The sequence below is a fragment of the Streptococcus mitis genome (genome assembly GCF_009496155.1).
GTDB lineage: Bacteria > Bacillota > Bacilli > Lactobacillales > Streptococcaceae > Streptococcus > Streptococcus mitis_BQ.
The window spans coordinates 1-20,798 of the sequence record NZ_WIJP01000018.1 but is presented as its reverse complement, the minus strand read 5'-3'; the positions used below and the strand labels follow the sequence as shown (position 1 = coordinate 20,798).

Genomic DNA, 20,798 nt, shown 5'->3' with positions numbered 1-20,798 from the left:
GCCTTCATCTTCTTGAGGCGCTACAAATACGATAAAGGAGCATGTCTTGAAAGAGTTAGATCAAAACCAAGCCCCAATATATGAAGCCTTGGTGAAGTTACGCAAGAAACGGATTGTTCCCTTTGATGTTCCAGGTCACAAGCGTGGACGGGGAAATCCAGAACTTGTCGAACTGCTAGGTGAAAAATGTGTAGGCATTGACGTCAACTCCATGAAACCCTTGGACAATTTAGGTCATCCCATCTCTATTATCAGGGATGCAGAAGAATTAGCTGCGGATGCATTTGGAGCTGCCCATGCCTTTCTCATGATTGGTGGAACAACTTCATCGGTACAGACTATGATTCTGTCAACTTGTAAGACTGGAGATAAGATTATTCTTCCGAGAAATGTCCATAAATCTGCCATCAATGCGCTGGTTCTATGTGGTGCTATTCCCATCTATATCGAGATGAGTGTGGATTCTAAGATTGGTATCGCTTTAGGTCTTGAAAATGAACGAGTAGCACAGGCCATAAAGGATCATCCAGATGCCAAGGCCATTTTGATTAATAATCCCACTTACTACGGAATCTGTTCAGACCTAAAGGGTTTGACAGAAATGGCTCATGAAGCTGGCATGATGGTTTTAGTAGATGAAGCCCATGGAGCGCATTTGCATTTCACTGATAAACTTCCAATTTCTGCTATGGATGCAGGGGCTGATATGGCAGCAGTTTCAATGCATAAGTCTGGTGGGAGTTTGACACAAAGTTCCCTTCTTTTAATCGGGGAGCAGATGAATCCTGAGTACGTTCGTCAAATCATCAACCTGACCCAGTCTACATCCGCCTCTTATTTGCTGATGGCTAGTTTGGATATTTCACGTCGCAACTTGGCCCTTCGTGGTAAAGAGTCGTTTGAGAAAGTCATTGAGCTATCCGAGTATGCTCGCCGTGAAATCAATGCTATTGGCGGTTATTACGCCTACTCAAAAGAGTTAATAGACGGTGTTTCGGTCTGTGATTTTGATGTAACCAAGCTGTCAGTTTACACTCAGGGAATAGGCTTAACAGGTATTGAGGTTTATGACCTCTTGCGAGATGAATACGACATTCAGATTGAGTTTGGTGATATTGGCAATATCTTGGCTTATATTTCGATTGGTGACCGCATCCAAGACATCGAGCGCTTGGTTGGTGCTCTTGCTGATATCAAGAGACTCTATTCACGAGATGGGAAAGACTTGATAGCAGGAGAATATATTCAGCCCGAGTTAGTGCTGTCTCCACAAGAAGCTTTCTATTCAGAGAGAAAAAGTTTAACCTTGGACAAATCTGTTGGACAGGTCTGTGGGGAATTTGTCATGTGCTATCCTCCAGGGATTCCTATCTTGGCTCCTGGTGAACGCATTACACGTGAAATTGTAGACTATATCCAATTTGCTAAGGAACGTGGTTGCTCCCTCCAAGGGACGGAAGATCCAGAGGTCAATCACATCAACGTCATTAAGAGAAAGGAGAACTAGATGGATTTATGGTTTTCTGAAGTTCATACTCCAGATGTCAAATTGTCCCTGAGAACAGCCAAGCAACTCTACGCTGGTAAAAGTGAATGGCAGGATATCGAAGTCTTGGATACGCCAGCTTTTGGAAAGATTTTGATTTTAAATGGGCACGTCTTGTTCTCAGATGCAGATGATTTTGTCTACAATGAAATGACCGTTCATGTTCCCATGGCTGTGCACCCAAATCCCAAGAAAGTCTTGGTAATAGGGGGTGGTGACGGCGGTGTTGCCCAAGTATTAACCCTCTATCCTGAGCTGGAACAAATCGATATTGTGGAACCAGATGAGATGTTGGTTGAAGTCTGTCGTGAGTATTTCCCAGATTTTGCTGCAGGGTTAGATGATCCTCGTGTTACCATTTACTATCAAAATGGGCTACGCTTTTTGCGAAACTGCGAAGATGATTACGATATCATTATCAACGATGCGACAGATCCATTTGGACATACGGAAGGGCTCTTTACCAAGGAATTTTACGGAAATAGTTACAGAGCCTTGAAAGAGGACGGTATCATGATATACCAGCATGGTAGTCCTTTCTTTGACGAAGATGAGTCGGCTTGCCGAAGCATGCACCGTAAGGTTAATCAAGCCTTTCCAATTAGTCGGGTCTACCAAGCCCACATCCCAACCAGTCCAGCTGGCTATTGGTTGTTTGGATTTGCATCGAAAAAATACCACCCTGTCAAAGATTTTGACAAGGAAGGCTGGAAAAAACGCCAGCTTTTCACAGAATACTACACTGCAAATTTACACGTGGGAGCCTTTATGTTGCCCAAGTATGTTGAGGACATTTTAGAAGAAGAGGAAGGAAAAAAATGAGTCGTTTATTAGTTATTGGATGTGGAGGCGTTGCCCAAGTTGCAATTTCAAAGATTTGTCAAGATAGCGAAACCTTTACAGAGATTATGATTGCTAGCCGTACCAAGTCAAAATGCGATGACTTGAAGGCTAAATTAGAAGGCAAAACAAGTACAAAGATTGAGACAGCTGCTCTTGATGCTGACAAGGTTGAAGAAGTGATTGCCCTGATTGAAAGCTACAAACCAGAAGCTGTTTTGAATGTAGCTCTACCATATCAAGATTTAACAATTATGGACGCTTGTTTGGCAACAGGTGTTCACTATATCGACACAGCTAACTACGAGGCTGAGGATACAGAAGACCCTGAATGGCGTGCTATTTATGAGAAACGTTGTAAGGAACTTGGTTTTACAGCCTACTTTGACTACTCATGGCAATGGGCTTATCAGGAAAAATTCAAAGAAGCTGGCTTGACCGCTCTGCTTGGTTCTGGTTTTGACCCAGGTGTGACCAGTGTTTTCTCAGCCTATGCTCTCAAACATTATTTTGATGAAATCCACTATATCGACATTTTAGACTGTAATGGTGGTGACCACGGTTATCCATTTGCAACCAACTTTAATCCAGAAATCAATCTCCGTGAGGTTTCAGCACCAGGTTCTTACTGGGAAGATGGAAAATGGGTCGAAGTCAAAGCTATGTCTATCAAGCGTGAGTATGATTTCCCTCAAGTTGGACAAAAAGACATGTATCTCCTTCACCATGAAGAAATTGAATCATTGGCCAAAAACATTCCTGGAGTCAAACGGATTCGCTTCTTTATGACCTTTGGTCAATCTTATCTAACCCACATGAAATGTCTTGAAAATGTTGGACTCCTTCGTACGGATACCATTAACTTCAATGGACAAGACATCGTTCCGATTCAATTTTTGAAAGCCTTGCTTCCAGATCCAGCCAGCCTTGGTCCACGCACGGTTGGTAAAACCAATATCGGTTGTATCTTTACAGGTGTCAAAGATGGCGTTGAAAAAACCATCTACATCTACAATGTTTGCGACCATCAGGAATGTTACGCAGAAGTTGGTTCACAAGCAATTTCTTACACGACAGGCGTTCCAGCCATGATTGGGACAAAATTAGTCATGAACGGTACTTGGAAACAAGCTGGAGTGTATAACCTTGAAGAATTGGATCCAGATCCATTCATGGAAGCTTTGAATGAGTATGGTTTACCTTGGGTTGTGGTTGAAAATCCACAAATGGTGGACTGATGAAGTTAGAACAAGTACCAACACCAGCCTATGTTGTTGACTTAGCAAAGTTAGAAGCCAATTGCCGCATTCTACAATATGTACAAGAAGAAGCTGGTTGCAAGGTTTTGCTTGCCCAGAAGGCTTATTCCCTCTACAAAACCTATCCCTTGATTAGCCAGTATCTATCTGGTACGACAGCTAGTGGACTCTATGAGGCCAAATTGGCAAGGGAAGAATTTCCTGGTGAAGTCCATATTTTTGCACCTGCTTTCAAGGATGCGGACTTGGAGGAATTGCTTGAGATAACGGACCATATCGTCTTTAACTCAGACAGACAGTTGCGTAAACATGGGGCCCGTTGTCGGGATGCTGGTGTAAGCGTGGGTTTGCGACTTAACCCTCAGTGTTCAACTCAAGGAGATCACGCGCTCTATGACCCTTGTGCACCTGGTTCCCGTTTCGGAGTTACTCTAGACAAGATTCCTGGTGATTTGCTGGACTTGGTTGATGGCCTTCATTTCCATACCCTTTGCGAGCAGGGAGCAGATGATTTAGAGACAACTTTGAAAGCAGTAGAAGAGCAATTTGGAGCCTATTTGCATCAGGTCAAATGGCTCAATATGGGGGGCGGACATCACATCACAAGAGAGGACTATGATGTGGATTTGCTGATTTCTGAGCTCAAGCGTATCCGAGAAACTTATAATCTTGAAGTTTATATCGAACCGGGTGAAGCCATTGCTCTTAATGCTGGCTATTTGGCAACAGAGGTTTTGGATATTGTAGAAAACGGTATGGAAATCTTGGTTTTAGACGCCTCTGCGACCTGCCATATGCCTGATGTACTTGAGATGCCCTATCGTCCACCTTTGAGAAATGGCTTTGAGGCACAGGAAAAAGCTCATACCTACAGACTTTCTTCCAATACCTGTCTGACGGGCGATGTGATTGGTGATTATAGCTTTGAAAATCCAGTCCAAATCGGAGACAGACTTTATTTCGAAGACATGGCCATTTATTCTTTTGTCAAAAATAATACTTTTAATGGTATTGGATTGCCAAGTCTCTATCTCATGGATGAACAGGGAGACTGCAGCTTAGTCAAAGCCTTCGGCTATCAAGACTTTAAAGGGAGATTATCATGATGGACAATCCAAAAAAATTAGGCTATCGTATGCCAGCAGAGTATGAACCCCATCACGGAACCTTGATGATCTGGCCTACAAGACCAGGATCATGGCCTTTTCAAGGTAAAGCTGCTAAAAAAGCATTTAGCCAGATTATCAAGACTATAGTAGAGGGGGAAAGAGTCTATCTTTTGGTGGGCCAAGACTACTTAGCTGAAGCCCAAGACTACCTTGGAGATAGCGTTGTTTATCTAGATATTCCTACCAATGATGCCTGGGCTCGAGATACTGGACCAACCATTCTTGTGAATGACAAAAGAGAAAAGCTAGCCGTTGACTGGTCTTTCAATGCTTGGGGTGGTGCTGTTGATGGTCTTTATCAAGATTATGAAGATGATGACCAAGTAGCCAGTCTTTTTGCCGAGTCCTTGGAAATGCCTGTTTTCGATGCCAAACCTTTTGTCCTAGAAGGCGGAGCGATACATAGCGATGGTCAAGGAACCATTCTCGTGACGGAAAGTTGTTTGCTCAGTCTGGGTCGTAATCCTCATCTGACTAAAGAGGAAATTGAGAATACCTTATTAGAGTGCCTTGGAGCTGAAAAAGTTATTTGGCTTCCTTATGGTATTTATCAGGACGAAACCAATGAACACGTTGACAATGTTGCTGCCTTTGTTGGTCCTGCTGAGCTTGTCTTGGCTTGGACGGACGACGAAAGTGATCCTCAGTATGCCATGTCTGTAGCTGATTTAGAGCTCTTAGAACAGGAAACAGATGCAAAAGGACGGAAGTTTACCATTCATAAATTGCCTATCCCTGCAGTTCGACAAGTTGTGACAGAAGAAGATCTTCCTGGTTATTCCTACGAAGAAGGTGAAGAAGAACGCTACGCTGGTGAACGACTAGCAGCTTCCTACGTAAACTTTTATATTGCCAACAAGTCTGTCTTAGTTCCACAGTTTGAGGATGTAAACGACCAAGTAGCCTTGGAGATTCTAAGTAAATGTTTCCCAGACCGTAAAGTTGTCGGAATACCAGCCAGAGATATTCTCTTAGGTGGTGGCAATATCCACTGTATCACCCAACAAATTCCAGAATAGGAGAAAAAGATGAGAAATGTAAAAGTTTCAGCCATTCAGATGCAATGTGCCAAGGATGTGGCAACAAATATTCAAACAGCAGAGCGTTTAGTACGTCAGGCTGCAGAACAAGGTGCACAAATTATTCTTTTACCAGAGTTGTTTGAACGTCCATACTTTTGTCAGGAACGTCAGTATGACTACTACCAGCATGCCCAATCTGTAGCAGAAAATACTGCCATTCAGCATTTTAAGGTGATTGCTAAGGAACTACAAGTTGTTTTACCGATCAGTTTCTATGAAAAAGATGGCAATGTCTTGTATAACTCTATTGCCGTCATTGATGCAGATGGGGAAGTGCTGGGCGTTTATCGAAAAACTCACATACCAGATGATCATTATTATCAAGAAAAATTTTATTTCACGCCTGGTAACACTGGTTTCAAGGTCTGGGATACTCGCTATGCTAAGATTGGGATCGGTATCTGTTGGGATCAATGGTTCCCTGAAACAGCGCGCTGTCTTGCGTTAAATGGTGCTGAATTGCTCTTTTATCCTACAGCCATCGGTTCAGAGCCGATTTTGGATACAGATAGTTGTGGTCATTGGCAACGTACCATGCAAGGACACGCAGCAGCAAATATTGTTCCAGTCATCGCAGCAAATCGCTATGGTTTGGAGGAAGTCACTCCTAGTGAGGAAAATGGGGGACAAAGTTCTAGTCTTGACTTCTACGGTTCCTCCTTTATGACGGATGAAACAGGAGCTATTCTAGAGCAAGCTGAAAGACAAGCTGAAGCTGTTCTGTTAGCTACTTATGACCTTGATAAGGGAGCAAATGAACGCCTAAACTGGGGTCTATTTCGAGATAGAAGACCAGAAATGTATCAACGGATTACGGACTAGTAGGGGAGAAATGGGATATTCATTCTGCTAGACTAACTTCTTATTAGCAACAAAAAATACTATGTTATCTAACAAGTAGATTTTATATTTTAATCCTCTAAGGCTTTCTCGCGCTTTTATGCGAGGAGCTTTTTATCAATAAAACATGCTATAATAGTTGCAGAAAGGTTGGTATTTATGGCTAGGATATTGGTTATTGAAGACAATAGTGACATTCAAGAGATTTTACGAACACTTCTTACTGAGGAGCATGAGGTGATTCAAGCCTTTTCTGGTACAGAAGGAATCATGCGTTTTGACCAAGGTGGGATTGACCTCGTTTTGCTAGATATCATGCTTCCTGGGAAAAATGGGGATCAGGTTTTAAAAGCCATCAGGGAACAAAGTCAAACTCCAGTCATTATGCTAACGGCTTTGAGCGATAAGAAGTTAATCAGTCAATACCTCTTAGACGGTGCCAATGATTACATAGTGAAGCCTTTTGATTTGGACGAAGTCTTTGCTAGAGTTACTGTTCAGTTACGCCAAAGTACAGAAAAACAGCCTATGGAGATAGGAAAAACTGAACATCTGCCACAAAACTTGAAAAATATCCAGTTTGATGCAGAAAGTTTTGAAATCAAAAATAGCCAGGAAACGATTCGCCTTGCCAAGAAAGAATGCTTGATTCTCCAAACTCTCCTCAAACATCCAAAGAAAATTTTTACCAAGGAAGAACTTTATGAATTGGTCTGGGAGGATAGCTACCTACCTGGAGATAATACCCTCAATACGCATTTGAGTAACCTTCGTAAAAAATTAAATCAGCTTGACCCAAATCAAGAATATATTGAAACCATTTGGGGAGTTGGGGTAAGATTAAAAGGAGACAAGTAATGACCTACATGATAATCTTTATCCTATTGGTACTCCTAATTATTTTATCGATTGCATTGATTCGCTACCATCTAGCACTTAAAAACTTGAGTCAACAGATTGAAGATAAGATTCTCACGGGTAGTATGAAAAGAGTCGGAGTCAGCATTTTTTCCAAACATTTTTTACATCTCTACCAGCAGATTGAGAATCTATTTCAGGAAGTGGAACAATCTCGATTGGTTATGAAAAGGGAAAAACAGACTCTGGATATGGCCATCAGCAATATCGCCCATGATATCCGGACGCCTCTGACTATCGCTTCAGGCTACACCCAACAATTGATAAAGTCTCCTGAAAAGCAAGCAGAAACCTTACAAAAAATCGCCCAGCATCTTGATTTAGTTTCTAAACGTTTGGAGGCTCTTCTAGAATATCGTCGTTTGATGGAAGGGGCTGTCAAACCGAAAATGGAAGAAGTTGATCTTTCAGCTTTTATCACCAAGAAGACTCTGGCTTATTATGATGTTTTTCAGGCGACAAATATCACCCTTGATTTTAAGGTTGAAGCTGGTCTGAAAATGAGGACTGATGAAGACTTGCTGGATCGAATTTTACAAAATCTGCTTGGGAATGTCCTCAAACATGGCAAGGAAGAAGCGCGGCTATCTTTGAGAAAGGAACAGGAACAGCTTGTCTTAGAGATTGCAAACCTTGTTAAACAGCCCATCAAAAAAATAGAAAATCTCAGCAACCGTTTTTATTCTGAAAATCTATCAGACACGGAAGAATCCTCTGGTTTAGGACTTTATATCACTAAGGAATTATGTCATCTTCTCGGTGCAGAGATGAAACTAAGCACAGATGGACAGTGGTTGTCGGTTTGTATTTGCTTTTAACGAAATAAACCTCCTCTGTAGGCTAGAGGAGGTCTTTTTTTATAGACTTTTCTTTTTGAAAACTGCCAGTCCACTTAGATTAAAGATTACAATAACAGCTAAGGTAACTATAAGTGTATAGAAAATGGATTCGCTATTAGCAGTCATAGCATAGAAAAACTGCAATGATAAATATGGCAAAATTTTGATACTTGGGAAGATGAGCATTGGCATAGAAAGTAAGATAGAGCTGACCAAATAACCAATAAATACCGCAAGATAAGAATGACTCACATAGAGAATGAAGGAAACAATGGAAAGCCAAGCAAGAAGGCAAAGAAATTGAAGGAAAATGGTTGTCAATAGATTGCCAATAAAGCCATCAGGCATAGTTCCAAATCCATTTAAGATAGTTGCTGGAATAAAGGCAATCACAAGGCTGATGATAAGTTGCAAAAGTGCAATACAAGCCACTACAAAGGCTTTGGCGAGGAAAAACTCTGTACGAGAAACCCCTACTGTCAAACTATTTTTATAGAGCTTTCCGATTAAATCAACACCGAGAACTAGACAAGTTATAATAATACAGAGAAAAACGAGGTTTGAACCTTGACTAGATGCGTTAATCAGGGCTTGTACACCGTCCCAACCATGGGTTGGAATTTTTGGCTCTTCTGTCTGGATTGCCATCAGATGGCCAGTAGCTCCAATACTTGCGCCCATTAGCATGAGAGTAAAGAGAATGAATTCTGTAATCCAGAATCCTTTGGAGCGGAAAAGACGGTAAAAGTCTGCTTGAATGGTATGTATCATGATTTTCCTCCTATTCGACCAATTGAGTGAAGTATTCTTCTAGGTTTTGACGGGCATAGTAAATCTCGTCAATGGCAACATCTGCCAAAGTTAATTCCTTGAGAATCTGTTTGACATCTTGTTCATTTCCAAAGATATGGATTTCATTTTCTGGATTAACAACCTTGAACTGGAGCTGGATTTGTTCTTTCAATACTTGACAAGCTTTCTCTTGGTCAGCTGTCTTAAGCACAATATAATCCTCACTTAGTGTTTCAAATTCAGCTTTGCTGATTTCACGAATAATCTTGCCTTGATCTAAAATACCAAAACGATTAGCTACGAGATAGAGTTCTGACAAGATATGGCTAGAGATGAGAATGGTTATTCCTTTTTCTTGGTTGAGCCGTTGAATCATGAGTCGAAATTCTTTAATACCGATTGGGTCGAGACCGTTGATAGGTTCATCTAAGATCAGGAAGTCTGGTTTGGATAGAAGGGCAATGGCGATACCAAGTCTTTGTTTCATTCCTAGCGAGAAATCACGAAAGACTTTTTTACCTGTATCTGACAAACCTACATAGTCCAGTGTTTCTCGAATGACTTGATCAGCATTTGGAATATGCCGAATCATACAGTAATATTTCAGATTTTGATAGGCTGTTAAGTGATTATGAGCTACAGGTGATTCGATAACAGAACCTACTCGAGATAGGGCCTTGGTCCACTCATTTTCCGATTTACTAGAAAAGAGGGAAACAGTTCCTTTATCCGCAAAGAGTAGTTGTGTAATTATTTTGATAAGAGTAGTTTTACCTGCTCCATTTTTTCCAATTAGACCATAAATATCTCCCTCTCTTATCGTTAGATGAAGATCCTGAAGAATAGCTTGTTTGTTAAAGTTTTTGGACAATCCATGAATGTCGAGTACTGTTTTCATGATTCTCTCCTTTTGATTTATTTTGTTAACTTTAGTATAAAGTATAGAAATCAAAGAAAGCTCAAGGATTTCTAAAGAGTTTCTAAAGTTTTAGGAATTCTTAAATATCAAAACCCAGTTGACACGAACTGGGCTTCTTGATTATAAAATATATTTCTCAATGGCACGCGCAACGCCGTCTTCTTCGTTGCTTGCTGTAACGGCATCAGCTAGGGATTTGACATAATCGCTGGCATTTCCCATTGCAATCCCAAGCCCTGCAAACTGGAGCATTTCGATATCGTTATTAGCATCGCCCATGGCCATAATTTCTGAGGAATCAATCTTCAAAATCTCAGATAGTCGTGAAAGAGCAGTAGCCTTTGTCGTTCCAAGTGGCATAGCTTCATAAATGACTGGCTGCGAACGAACTCCACTAAATCGTTGGCAGAGTTCCTCAGCAAAACTCTGCTCAAAATCGTCTGTTTGTTCTTTTGTTCCCAAAAACATACCTTGGAACATACGATACTTGCCACTGGTCGCTTCCTCAAGGGAAATTTCAGTCAGGTCTGAAAAGACTAGTTTAGCATCATTTTGGATAACTTGATTGGGCTTGCCACCGAGGACAAAATAATGTTCCTCATCAAAAAGAGTCAACTGAACATCACTTTTTTCAGCTAGGTCATAGAGATATTCGATATCAGCTGGACTCAGTTCTTGCCAATCAACCAGACTCCAATCACTTGTCTGGTGAGTTGAGCAACCGTTGTTAACAATCACATACTCATTCTGGAGATCAAGACCCAGTTTTTGATAGTAGGGGAGGACGCCAAAAAGCGGGCGACCCGTACAGAGAACTAGTTTGACACCTTTTTCAATAGCTTGGTGAATAGCAGTAATATGAGCTTGTGGGATTTCCTTGGCTTCATTGAGGAGGGTTCCGTCCATATCCAAGGCTAGTAGTTTAATCATAGGTTTTCCTTCTTTATCTTTTGGTATTATTATAGCATATTTTAGAGGAAAGGAGGAGGAATCTTCGGGCTAATCATGGTATAATAAAAGGTAATGAAAAATTCCAACGAGGCAGAAATGAAATTACTTTATACTGATATTCGGACTTCTTTGACTGAAATTCTAACAAGAGAGGCGGAGGAGTTAGTTGCTGCTGGCAAGCGGGTCTTCTACATCGCTCCCAACTCTCTTTCTTTTGAAAAGGAACGCGCCGTGCTGGAATGCTTGTCCCAGCAGGCTTCTTTTGCGATTACCGTTACGCGCTTTGCTCAAATGGCTCGTTATCTGGTCTTGAATGACCTGCCTGCCAAGACCAGTCTTGATGATATCGGTCTTGGGATGGCCTTTTATAAATGCCTTGCGGAACTTGACCCCAAGGACTTGCGTGTTTATGGTGCGATTAAGCAGGATCCTCAATTTATTCAGCAGTTGATTGAACTGTATCACGAGATGACGACTGCTCAGATGAGCTTTTTAGACTTGGAGAGTTTGGCAGATGAGGACAAGCGAGCAGACTTGCTCTTGATTTTTGAGAAAGTAACGGCTTATCTCAATCAGGGTCAGTTGTCTCAAGGAAGTCAGTTATCCCATTTGATTGAAGCTATTGAGAATGACAAGGTAAGTAGTGATTTTACTCAAATCGCCTTGGTTATTGATGGATTTACCCGTTTTTCTGCTGAGGAAGAGCGGATTGTGGACTTACTTCATGGCAAGGGTGTTGAGATTGTCATTGGGGCTTATGCTAGTAAGAAAGCTTATACCAGTCCATTCGCTGAGGGTAATCTCTACCAAGCTAGTGTAGAGTTTCTCCATCATTTAGCTGCTAAATATCAAACTCCTGCTCTGGATTGTTCTCAAACTCATGAGCAGATGGATAGTTTTGACAAGGCATCTCGTTTGTTGGAGTCTTCTTATGACTTTTCAGAACTCGCTTTGGATGTCGATGAGAAAGACCGTGAAAACTTACAAATCTGGTCTTGCTTGACGCAAAAAGAAGAGTTAGAGTTGGTAGCCCGTAGCATCCGTCAGAAATTGCATGAGAACTCAGACCTGAGCTACAAGCATTTCCGTATTCTTTTGGGGGATGTAGCGTCTTATCAATTATCTCTAAAAACGATTTTTGACCAGTATCAGATTCCTTTCTATCTTGGTAGAAGCGAGTCCATGGCGCACCACCCTTTAACTCAGTTTGTTGAGTCTATTTTGGCTTTAAAACGCTATCGTTTCCGTCAGGAGGATTTGATTAACCTTCTTAGAACAGGTCTCTATACCGACCTTAGTCAGGCTGATATCGATACTTTTGAGCAATATCTCCGCTATCTTGGTATCAATGGCTTGCCAGCCTTTCAGCGAACCTTCACCAACTCCCACCATGGAAAATTTGATTTGGAACGTTTGAATGCCCTTCGTCTGCGTATTTTAACCCCTCTTGAAACTCTCTTTGCCAGTCGAAAACAGAAAGCTGAAAATCTCTTGCAAAAGTGGAATAGCTTTCTAAAAGAGGGAGCTGTGACCAAGCAGTTGCAAGACTTAACAGCCACTATGGAAGCTCTAGAGCAGGAAAGACAAGCCGAAGTTTGGAAGGCTTTCTGTCATGTTTTAGAACAATTTGCAACTGTTTTTGCTGGTTCACAAGTTAGTCTAGAGGACTTCCTAGCCTTGCTCCATTCTGGAATGAGCCTATCTCAATACCGTACCATTCCAGCGACAGTGGACACCGTTCTGGTGCAGAGTTACGATTTGATTGCACCACTGACTGCTGACTTTGTCTATGCCATTGGGCTGACTCAGGACAATTTACCAAAAATTGCGCAAAATATTAGCCTTTTGACAGACGAAGAAAGACAAAATTTAAACCAAACGACTGAAGAGGGGGCGCAATTGCTGATTGCCAGCAGTGAGAACCTCAAGAAAAATCGCTACACTATGCTTTCCTTGGTCAATTCTGCTCGCAAGCAGTTGGTCTTGTCAGCTCCAAGCCTTTTTAACGAAAGTGAAAGCAAGGAATCTGCCTATCTTCAAGAGCTAGTCCATTTTGGATTTAGTCGGAAAGAGAAGAGGATGAATCACAAAGGGCTGTCTAAGGAAGATATGGGCTCATATCACAGTCTTTTGTCCAGTCTGGTTGCCTATCACCAGCAGGGCGAGACAAGTGATACTGAGCAAGATTTGACCTTTGTCAAGGTTCTGGCGCGTGTGATGGGTAAAAAACTAGACCAGCAAGGTTTGGAAAATCCTGCCCTCCCAACCAGTCCAAGCAGTAAGCAGTTGGCTAAGGACACCTTACAAGCGCTCTATCCTGCTGATCAGGAGTTTTACCTGTCTACCTCTGGTTTGACGGAGTTTTACCGGAACCAATACAGTTATTTCCTCCGTTATGTTTTAGGCTTGCAGGAAGAATTGCGTCTGCGTCCGGATGCTCGTAGTCATGGGAATTTCTTGCACCGTATTTTTGAACGGGCCTTACAGTTACCTGACGAAGATTCCTTTGACCAACGTTTGGAACAAGCTATCCAAGAAACCAGTCAAGAACGGGAATTTGAAGCTATTTATCGAGAAAGTTTGGAAGCACAGTTTACCAAGGAAGTTTTGCTTGATGTTGCACGGACGACTGGACATATTCTCCGACACAATCCAGCCATCGAAACCATCAAAGAGGAAGCAAATTTTGGAGGAAAAGAGCAAGCCTTTATTCAATTGGACAATGGTCGCAGTGTATTTGTACGAGGTAAGGTTGACCGGATTGACCGATTGAAAGCTGATGGGGCGATAGGAGTGGTAGACTACAAATCCAGTCTGACTCAGTTCCAATTTCCTCATTTCTTTAATGGGCTTAATTCCCAGTTGCCAACTTATCTAGCTGCCTTAAAAAGAGAAGGGGAGGAGAACTTTTTCGGCGCTATGTACTTGGAAATGGCTGAGTCTGTCCAATCTTTGACGGCCGTTAAAAGTCTGGCAGGTGCAGTAGTAGAAGCTAGCAAGTCAATGAAATACCAAGGCCTCTTTTTAGAAAAAGAAAGTAGTCATTTGGGCGAGTTTTACAATAAAAACAAGGCTAATCAGCTGACAGATGAGGAATTCCAGCTCCTACTGGACTACAATGCCCATCTTTACAAGAAAGCAGCTGAGAAGATTTTAGCAGGCCAGTTCGCCATTAACCCTTATACTGAAAATGGCAGAAGTATTGCACCGTATGTTCAGCAACATCAAGCCATTACTGGCTTTGAAGCCAATTACCACTTGGGGCAAGCCCGTTTCCTAGAAAAATTGGATTTAGCTGATGGTAAACGTCTGGTCGGAGAAAAACTCAAGCAAGCTTGGTTTGAAAAAATAAGAGAGGAGTTGAATCGATGAAGCCTATTCCCTTTTTAATCGAGAAGGAAATTCAAAAATTGCAAGAAGCAGAAGCAAATTCGAACAAGGAACAAAAGAAAACTGCCGAACAAATTGAAGCCATCTACACTTCTGGTCAGAATATCCTAGTTTCAGCATCGGCTGGTTCTGGTAAAACCTTTGTCATGGCCGAGCGTATTCTGGACCAATTGACGCGTGGTGTCGAAATTTCTCAACTCTTTATCTCAACCTTTACCGTCAAAGCTGCGACCGAACTTAAGGAACGTTTGGAGAAAAAAATCAGCCAACAAATCCAAGAAACGGATGATGTCGAGCTCAAACAACACTTGGGTCGTCAGTTGGCAGACCTACCCAACGCTGCCATCGGAACCATGGACTCTTTCACACAAAAATTCCTTGGTAAACATGGCTATCTGATTGATATTGCACCTAATTTCCGTATTTTACAAAACCAAAGCGAGCAACTCCTTCTAAAAAACAAAGTCTTTCATGAGGTATTTGAAGCCCATTACCAAGGCAAACAGAAAGAGATCTTTAGTCATTTGCTGAAAAACTTTGCTGGGCGTGGCAAGGATGAACGTGGTCTGCGTCAGCAGGTCTATAAAATCTATGACTTTCTCCAATCCACCAGTAATCCTCAGAAATGGCTGAGTGAATCTTTCTTAAAAGGCTTTGAGAAAGCTGATTTTACGAATGAAAAAGGAAAACTAACTGAGCAAATCAAACAAGCCCTTTGGGATTTGGAAAGCTTTTTCCGTTATCATCTGGATAATGATGCTAAGGAGTTTGCAAAGGCTGCCTATTTAGAAAATGTCCAGTTGATTCTGGATGAAATTGGCTCCTTAAATCAGGAGTCCGATAGTCAGGCTTATCAAGCGGTGCTTGCGCGTGTTGTCGCAATTTCGAAAGAGAAAAACGGCCGAGCTCTGACCAATGCCAGTCGTAAGGCTGATTTGAAGCCACTGGCCGATGCCTACAACGAAGAGAGAAAGACCCAGTTTGCTAAACTAGGACAACTAGCAGACCAGATAACCATTCTCGACTATCAAGAACGGTATCATGGAGAGACCTGGGAACTAGCTAAGACTTTCCAAACATTTATGAGTGATTTTGTGGAAGCTTATCGTCAGCGTAAACGCCAGGAAAATGCCTTTGAATTCGCTGATATCAGCCATTACACCATTGAGATTTTAGAGAAATTCCTGCAAGTTCGTGAGGCTTATCAGGAGCGCTTCCATGAAGTCATGGTCGATGAGTATCAGGATACCAACCATATTCAAGAACGGATGCTGGAATTACTTTCTAATGGCCACAATCGCTTTATGGTGGGGGATATCAAGCAATCTATCTATCGTTTCCGTCAGGCAGATCCGCAGATTTTCAATGAGAAATTCCAACGCTATGCACAAAATCCTCAAGAAGGCAAGCTGATTCTCCTCAAAGAAAATTTCCGTAGTAGTTCAGAAGTGCTGTCAGCAACCAATGATGTTTTTGAACGTCTTATGGACCAAGAAATCGGAGAAATCAACTATGATAACATGCACCAGCTTGTTTTTGCCAATACCAAACTGACTCCCAATCCAGACAACAAGGCAGAATTTCTCCTCTACGATAAGAACGACACAGGTGAGGAAGAAGAGGGGCAGGCAGAAACGAAACTAACAGGCGAAATGCGCTTAGTTATCAAGGAGATTCTGAAACTTCATCAGGAGAAAGGTGTTGCCTTTAAAGAAATTGCCCTTTTGACTTCCAGTCGCAGTCGTAATGACCAGATTCTCCTCGCTCTGTCTGAGTACGGAATTCCTGTCAAAACTGACGGTGAGCAAAACAATTATCTCCAATCCTTAGAAGTACAAGTCATGTTGGATACACTTCGTGTCATTCACAATCCCATGCAAGACTATGCCTTGGTTGCTCTTATGAAGTCTCCAATGTTTGGATTTGACGAGGACGAGTTAGCACGTTTATCTCTTCAGAAAGATGAGGACAAAGTTCAAGAGAATCTCTATGAGAAACTGGTCAATGCACAAAAACTGGCTAGCAGGCAAAAAGGCTTGATTCACACAGCTCTAGCTGAAAAACTAAATCAATTCATGAATATCTTGGATTCTTGGCGTCTGTATGCCAAAACGCACTCCCTCTATGACTTGATTTGGAGGATTTACAATGACCGTTTTTACTACGATTATGTTGGAGCTTTGCCAAATGGACCTGCTAGACAGGCCAATCTCTATGCCCTAGCTCTGCGAGCTGACCAGTTTGAAAAGAGCAACTTCAAAGGCTTGTCACGTTTTATTGGTATGATTAACCAACTCTTAGAAGCCCAGCACGATTTGGCAAGCGTGGCTGTCGCACCGCCAAAAGATGCAGTGGAACTCATGACCATTCACAAGAGTAAAGGGCTAGAGTTTCCTTACGTCTTCATTCTCAATATGGATCAAGATTTCAATAAGCAAGATTCTATGTCAGAGGTCATTCTCAGTCGTCAGAATGGTCTTGGTGTCAAATATATTGCCAAGATGGAGACAGGAGCAGTGGAAGATCACTATCCTAAAACCGTCAAACTCTCCATTCCTAGTCTGACCTATAGACAGAACGAAGAAGAATTACAGCTGGCAAGCTATTCTGAGCAAATGCGTCTACTGTATGTTGCCATGACGAGGGCTGAGAAAAAGCTTTATCTTGTCGGTAAAGGTTCTCGTGAAAAGCTTGAAGCTAAGGAATATCCTGCAGCTAAAAATGGAAAACTAAATAGCAACACTAGACTCCAAGCCAAGAATTTCCAAGATTGGCTTTGGGCTATCAGTAAAGTGTTTACCAAGGATAATCTCAGCTTTAGCTATCGTTTTGTTGGTGAAGATCAGCTGACGAGAGAAGCCATCGGAGAATTAGAAAACAAGGGCCCTCTCCAAGATAACTCTCAAGCAGACAATCGCCAGTCAGAAACCATTAAGGAAGCTCTTGAAATGCTAAAAGAGGTAGAAGTTTATAATACTCTTCACCGCGCAGCCATTGAACTTCCTAGTGTTCAAACCCCAAGCCAAATCAAGAAATTCTACGAACCCGTTATGGATATGGAAGGTGTAGAGATTGCTAGTCGAGCCCAGTCAGTAGACAAGAAAATCAGCTTTGATTTGCCAGATTTTTCAACCAAAGAAAAGGTAACAGGAGCTGAGATTGGTAGTGCTACCCACGAACTCATGCAGAGAATTGACCTAAGTCACCGACCAACGCTTGCTAGCCTGACAGAAACTCTCAAACAAGTTCAAACCAGCCCAGCTGTCAGAGACAAGATTAATCTTGCTAAAATTCTAGCTTTCTTTGACACAGCACTCGGTCAGGAAATTCTTGCCAATACCGACCATCTCTATCGCGAGCAACCTTTCTCCATGCTCAAACGAGATCCAAAGAGTCAGGAAGATTTCGTTGTCCGTGGTATCCTTGATGGCTATCTACTTTACGAGGATAAAATCGTTCTGTTTGACTATAAGACAGACCGCTATGATAAACCAAGTCAACTCATAGATCGCTATCGTGGTCAATTATCCCTATACGAAGAGGCTTTATCTCGAGCCTATTCGATTGCAAATATTGAAAAATACTTAATTTTACTAGGTAAAGAAGAGGTTCAAGTTGTAAAAGTATAATCTAGAAAGGAGACCTCATGACACTTCCAGTTAGAAAATCCCTGCACGACGCCGTGTTACAGGCTTCAAAAGCTGATAATTGGAAACAAGCTACCAAGGAATGGAATGAAGTTTCCTTGATTTTTAATGGTATTGGCCGTAGCAATTGTGTCTGTGGAAATGCCATCAAATACGCTTACGAACTCTTTAACGGTGTCACTGGCCAACGCCTCTTTCCAATCGGTAGCGATTGTGTTCGGCATTTTCATCGATTGACCCTTGACCAGCAATTGGAAGAGGAAGAAAAACTGCTCAGAAAGGTTGAAAACCTAACTAGAAAAGCCCAGAAAAAGGAAAAAATCAAGGTTAACAAAAGTGACTTTGACGAGCGTCTTCTCAAATGGCTCTGGGAAAAAGGTGTTTTTAAACCTAATCGTGGCAATCAGTTCACACCTGAAAGAGACTACCAGCTCTTCCTAGAAGTCTTTCAAGGAGGAAGTTGGACCAAGGCAGAGCCAAAGAAAAAGGCTCGGATGGAAGAAGTCCTAGAAAAATGTATCAAACCCTTTCTACTTGGAAAACCAGATGACCAACTCTACCTTGTCAAGCTAGGTAAGGAGAAAATTGACTACGAACAGGAACTCCGTATTCAGGCAGAGAAAGAGCGCAAGAAGAGGGATAAAATCGCCAAGCAATATGCAGACAATCTAGTTCTAGCCATGGGACCAGCAGAGCGTGCTTATCAAGATTACTTTGGATTTACAGAAACCCTGACTCAAGAAGAACGTAAGTGGGAGAAAATACTTTTTGGTAAAAATCGAACAGAACGGGCTATCAAGGCCAAACAATACCAAAAAGAGCTGGAAAAAGACCAACGAATTGCCAGTCAGGATCCAATTGAAAGAAAGCAGAAGCAGACCTGGCTTCTCAATTCCTATTTTCGTGAGCTTCCTGAAGAAAAATCCAGATTTGCTCGGCTCTTATTAGAATATCGAAAAAGTGGAGAAGTGCCCTTTTCAACTGAATATCTGTCAGATCATCTGATCGACTTTTTCTATAAAATGAAAGCCTTTGAGTTTGAAATCGCACCAGAACAAGTTCGAGATTTTCTAAAAGAAAGCCTCCAGGCAGATCATCTCTCCTCAGCACAGGAAAGTTGGATAGATGGGATTCTCCTCAACTGCCTCAAACCATTTTTAGAACGATTATTGATATAAGTAACACCTACCGTGGAAGTGCCATGGTAGGTGTAATTTTATTCCAAAAGAGAAAATAGGAAATGGCAACCACTGATCCTTCGTATTTTATATATAAAACAAAGTATGAAAGCGCAACTTAATTTTAAGACTTTTTTGTAAATTAAGAGTATAATTAAAGTGTGATGCCTTTTTTATAGATAATACACTAATATATTAAAGGTCTTCGTAACATAAATATAAATTTTATTTCAAGGAGGAATCATGGAAAAGTATTTTGGTGAAAAACAGCAGCGTTTTTCATTTAGAAAATTATCAGTAGGACTTGTATCTGCGACGATTTCAAGTTTATTTTTTATGTCTGTATTAGGTAGTTCATCTGTAGAAGCTCAAGAGACTAAAGGTGTTCACTATAAATATGTGACAGAGTCAGAGTTATCATCAGAAGACAAGAAGCAGCTTGTCTATGATATTCCGGCATACACGGAGAATGATGATGAAACTTATTATCTTGTTTATAAATTAAATTCTCAAAATCAACTGGGAGAATTGCCAAATACTGGAAGCAAGAATGATATGCAAACCTTGGTTGCTGGTGCTAGCTTAGCTGCTCTGGGAATTTTAATTTTTGCCGTTTCAAAGAAAAAAGTTAAGAATAAAACAGTATTACATTTAGTATTGGTTGCAGGAATAGGAAATGGTGTCTTAGTTTCAGCTCATGCTTTAGAAAATAATCTCTTACTGAATTACAATACTGACTATGAATTAACCTCAGGAGAAAAATTACCTCTTCCTAAAGACATTTCAGGTTACACTTATATTGGATATATCAAAGAGGGGAACATAACTTCTGAATCTAAAGTAAGCGATCAAGAGAAATCAGTAGCTACTCCCAAAACTCAACAAAAGGTGGATTATAATGTTACACCGAATTTTGTAGAGAATCCATCAACAGGACAAGCTATTCAGGAACAAACACCTGTCTCTTCAACTAAGCCGACAGAAGTTCAAGTAGCGTTGCCGGAAACAGTCGTAACAGATAAAGGTGAACCTGAAGTTCAACCAGCTTTACCAGAAGCTGTAGTAACCAACAAAGGCACACCAGAAGTCCAACCTGAATTACCCGCAGCTGTTGTTACTGAAAAAGGCGAGCCTGCAGTCCAGTCAGATTTACCAGAAGCAGTCGTTACTGACAAAGGCGAACCCGAAGTCCAACCTGCATTGCCAAAAGCAGTTGTAAGCGATAAAGACAAACCAGCAGTTCAACCTACGTTACCTGAATCAGTTGTAACCGATAAAGGCGAGTCTGCAATTCAGCCAGAGTTACCAGAAGCTTTAGTCACGGAAAAAGGTGAAGCCGAAGTTCAACCAGCATTACCTGAAGCTGTTGTTACTGAAAAAGGTGAGCCTGAAGTTCAACCAGCTTTACCAGAAGCTGTAGTAACCAAC

15 protein-coding genes are annotated in these 20,798 nt (G+C 41.5%); 12 read left to right on the top strand and 3 right to left on the bottom strand.

Annotated elements, in window-relative coordinates; genetic code table 11:
- The first annotated feature begins 46 nt into the window (after positions 1–46).
- From GEZ84_RS09595 to GEZ84_RS09560, 8 genes are all read left to right on the top strand, one after another.
- Complete coding sequence (locus GEZ84_RS09595; protein ID WP_153224369.1) at positions 47–1,507, top strand: aminotransferase class I/II-fold pyridoxal phosphate-dependent enzyme; 1,461 nt, start codon at positions 47–49, stop codon at positions 1,505–1,507.
- On the top strand, positions 1,508–2,368 hold the full coding sequence (speE, locus tag GEZ84_RS09590) for a polyamine aminopropyltransferase (RefSeq protein ID WP_000366713.1): 861 nt from the start codon (positions 1,508–1,510) through the stop codon (positions 2,366–2,368). It abuts the gene before it with no gap.
- On the top strand, positions 2,365–3,624 hold the full coding sequence (locus tag GEZ84_RS09585) for a saccharopine dehydrogenase family protein (RefSeq protein ID WP_153224368.1): 1,260 nt from the start codon (positions 2,365–2,367) through the stop codon (positions 3,622–3,624). Before speE ends, GEZ84_RS09585 begins: the two co-directional genes overlap by 4 nt.
- Entirely contained in the window at positions 3,624–4,751 is a 1,128-nt protein-coding gene (gene nspC, locus GEZ84_RS09580) for a carboxynorspermidine decarboxylase (protein ID WP_153224367.1), read from the top strand. The genes GEZ84_RS09585 and nspC overlap by 1 nt, the downstream gene beginning before the upstream one ends.
- Positions 4,748–5,833, top strand: a complete 1,086-nt coding sequence (gene aguA / locus GEZ84_RS09575; RefSeq protein WP_153224366.1) for an agmatine deiminase — start codon at positions 4,748–4,750, stop codon at positions 5,831–5,833. The genes nspC and aguA overlap by 4 nt, the downstream gene beginning before the upstream one ends.
- A 9-nt stretch (positions 5,834–5,842) precedes the next feature.
- Positions 5,843–6,718 (top strand): N-carbamoylputrescine amidase, encoded by an 876-nt coding sequence (aguB, locus tag GEZ84_RS09570; RefSeq protein ID WP_153224365.1) that lies wholly within the window; start codon positions 5,843–5,845, stop codon positions 6,716–6,718.
- A 177-nt stretch (positions 6,719–6,895) separates the two neighbouring features.
- Positions 6,896–7,594: a response regulator transcription factor gene (locus GEZ84_RS09565; RefSeq protein WP_153224364.1), complete on the top strand. Its 699-nt coding sequence runs from the start codon at positions 6,896–6,898 to the stop codon at positions 7,592–7,594.
- Positions 7,594–8,472, top strand: a complete 879-nt coding sequence (locus tag GEZ84_RS09560; RefSeq protein WP_049552006.1) for a sensor histidine kinase — start codon at positions 7,594–7,596, stop codon at positions 8,470–8,472. Before GEZ84_RS09565 ends, GEZ84_RS09560 begins: the two co-directional genes overlap by 1 nt.
- A 39-nt stretch (positions 8,473–8,511) precedes the next feature.
- Here the strand turns inward: GEZ84_RS09560 and GEZ84_RS09555 are convergent, their stop codons facing one another.
- The 3 genes from GEZ84_RS09555 to GEZ84_RS09545 all read right to left on the bottom strand — a co-directional run bounded on the left by GEZ84_RS09555 (position 8,512) and on the right by GEZ84_RS09545 (position 11,134).
- A complete protein-coding gene (locus tag GEZ84_RS09555; RefSeq protein WP_049552005.1) occupies positions 8,512–9,264 on the bottom strand; it encodes an ABC transporter permease in 753 nt (250 codons plus the stop codon).
- A 10-nt stretch (positions 9,265–9,274) separates the two neighbouring features.
- Entirely contained in the window at positions 9,275–10,183 is a 909-nt protein-coding gene (locus GEZ84_RS09550) for an ATP-binding cassette domain-containing protein (RefSeq protein WP_049552004.1), read from the bottom strand.
- 141 nt (positions 10,184–10,324) lie between these two features.
- Positions 10,325–11,134, bottom strand: coding sequence for a Cof-type HAD-IIB family hydrolase (locus GEZ84_RS09545; RefSeq protein WP_049552003.1), 810 nt, complete (start codon positions 11,132–11,134; stop codon positions 10,325–10,327).
- Between the two features lie 117 nt (positions 11,135–11,251).
- Between GEZ84_RS09545 and rexB the strand changes: the two genes are divergently transcribed.
- The 4 genes from rexB to GEZ84_RS09525 all read left to right on the top strand — a co-directional run.
- On the top strand, positions 11,252–14,527 hold the full coding sequence (gene rexB / locus GEZ84_RS09540; protein ID WP_153224363.1) for an ATP-dependent nuclease subunit B: 3,276 nt from the start codon (positions 11,252–11,254) through the stop codon (positions 14,525–14,527).
- Positions 14,524–18,174, top strand: coding sequence for a helicase-exonuclease AddAB subunit AddA (gene addA / locus GEZ84_RS09535; RefSeq protein WP_153224362.1), 3,651 nt, complete (start codon positions 14,524–14,526; stop codon positions 18,172–18,174). The genes rexB and addA overlap by 4 nt, the downstream gene beginning before the upstream one ends.
- A gap of 17 nt (positions 18,175–18,191) precedes the next feature.
- On the top strand, positions 18,192–19,370 hold the full coding sequence (locus GEZ84_RS09530; protein WP_153224361.1) for a hypothetical protein: 1,179 nt from the start codon (positions 18,192–18,194) through the stop codon (positions 19,368–19,370).
- Positions 19,371–19,613: 243 nt separating this feature from the next.
- Positions 19,614–20,798 (top strand): YSIRK-type signal peptide-containing protein (locus GEZ84_RS09525; protein WP_153224360.1); only part of this gene is annotated, 1,185 nt, incomplete at its 3' end.

Bases quoted from the DNA above. Each gene is read 5' to 3' on its own strand.
- speE (WP_000366713.1), top strand. From the start codon at position 1,508: ATGGATTTATGGTTTTCTGAAGTTCATACTCCAGATGTCAAATTGTCC.
- GEZ84_RS09585 (WP_153224368.1), top strand. From the start codon at position 2,365: ATGAGTCGTTTATTAGTTATTGGATGTGGAGGCGTTGCCCAAGTTGCA.
- nspC (WP_153224367.1), top strand. From the start codon at position 3,624: ATGAAGTTAGAACAAGTACCAACACCAGCCTATGTTGTTGACTTAGCA.
- aguA (WP_153224366.1), top strand. From the start codon at position 4,748: ATGATGGACAATCCAAAAAAATTAGGCTATCGTATGCCAGCAGAGTAT.
- aguB (WP_153224365.1), top strand. From the start codon at position 5,843: ATGAGAAATGTAAAAGTTTCAGCCATTCAGATGCAATGTGCCAAGGAT.
- GEZ84_RS09565 (WP_153224364.1), top strand. From the start codon at position 6,896: ATGGCTAGGATATTGGTTATTGAAGACAATAGTGACATTCAAGAGATT.
- GEZ84_RS09560 (WP_049552006.1), top strand. From the start codon at position 7,594: ATGACCTACATGATAATCTTTATCCTATTGGTACTCCTAATTATTTTA.
- GEZ84_RS09555 (WP_049552005.1), bottom strand. From the start codon at position 9,264: ATGATACATACCATTCAAGCAGACTTTTACCGTCTTTTCCGCTCCAAA.
- GEZ84_RS09550 (WP_049552004.1), bottom strand. From the start codon at position 10,183: ATGAAAACAGTACTCGACATTCATGGATTGTCCAAAAACTTTAACAAA.
- GEZ84_RS09545 (WP_049552003.1), bottom strand. From the start codon at position 11,134: ATGATTAAACTACTAGCCTTGGATATGGACGGAACCCTCCTCAATGAA.
- rexB (WP_153224363.1), top strand. From the start codon at position 11,252: ATGAAATTACTTTATACTGATATTCGGACTTCTTTGACTGAAATTCTA.
- addA (WP_153224362.1), top strand. From the start codon at position 14,524: ATGAAGCCTATTCCCTTTTTAATCGAGAAGGAAATTCAAAAATTGCAA.
- GEZ84_RS09530 (WP_153224361.1), top strand. From the start codon at position 18,192: ATGACACTTCCAGTTAGAAAATCCCTGCACGACGCCGTGTTACAGGCT.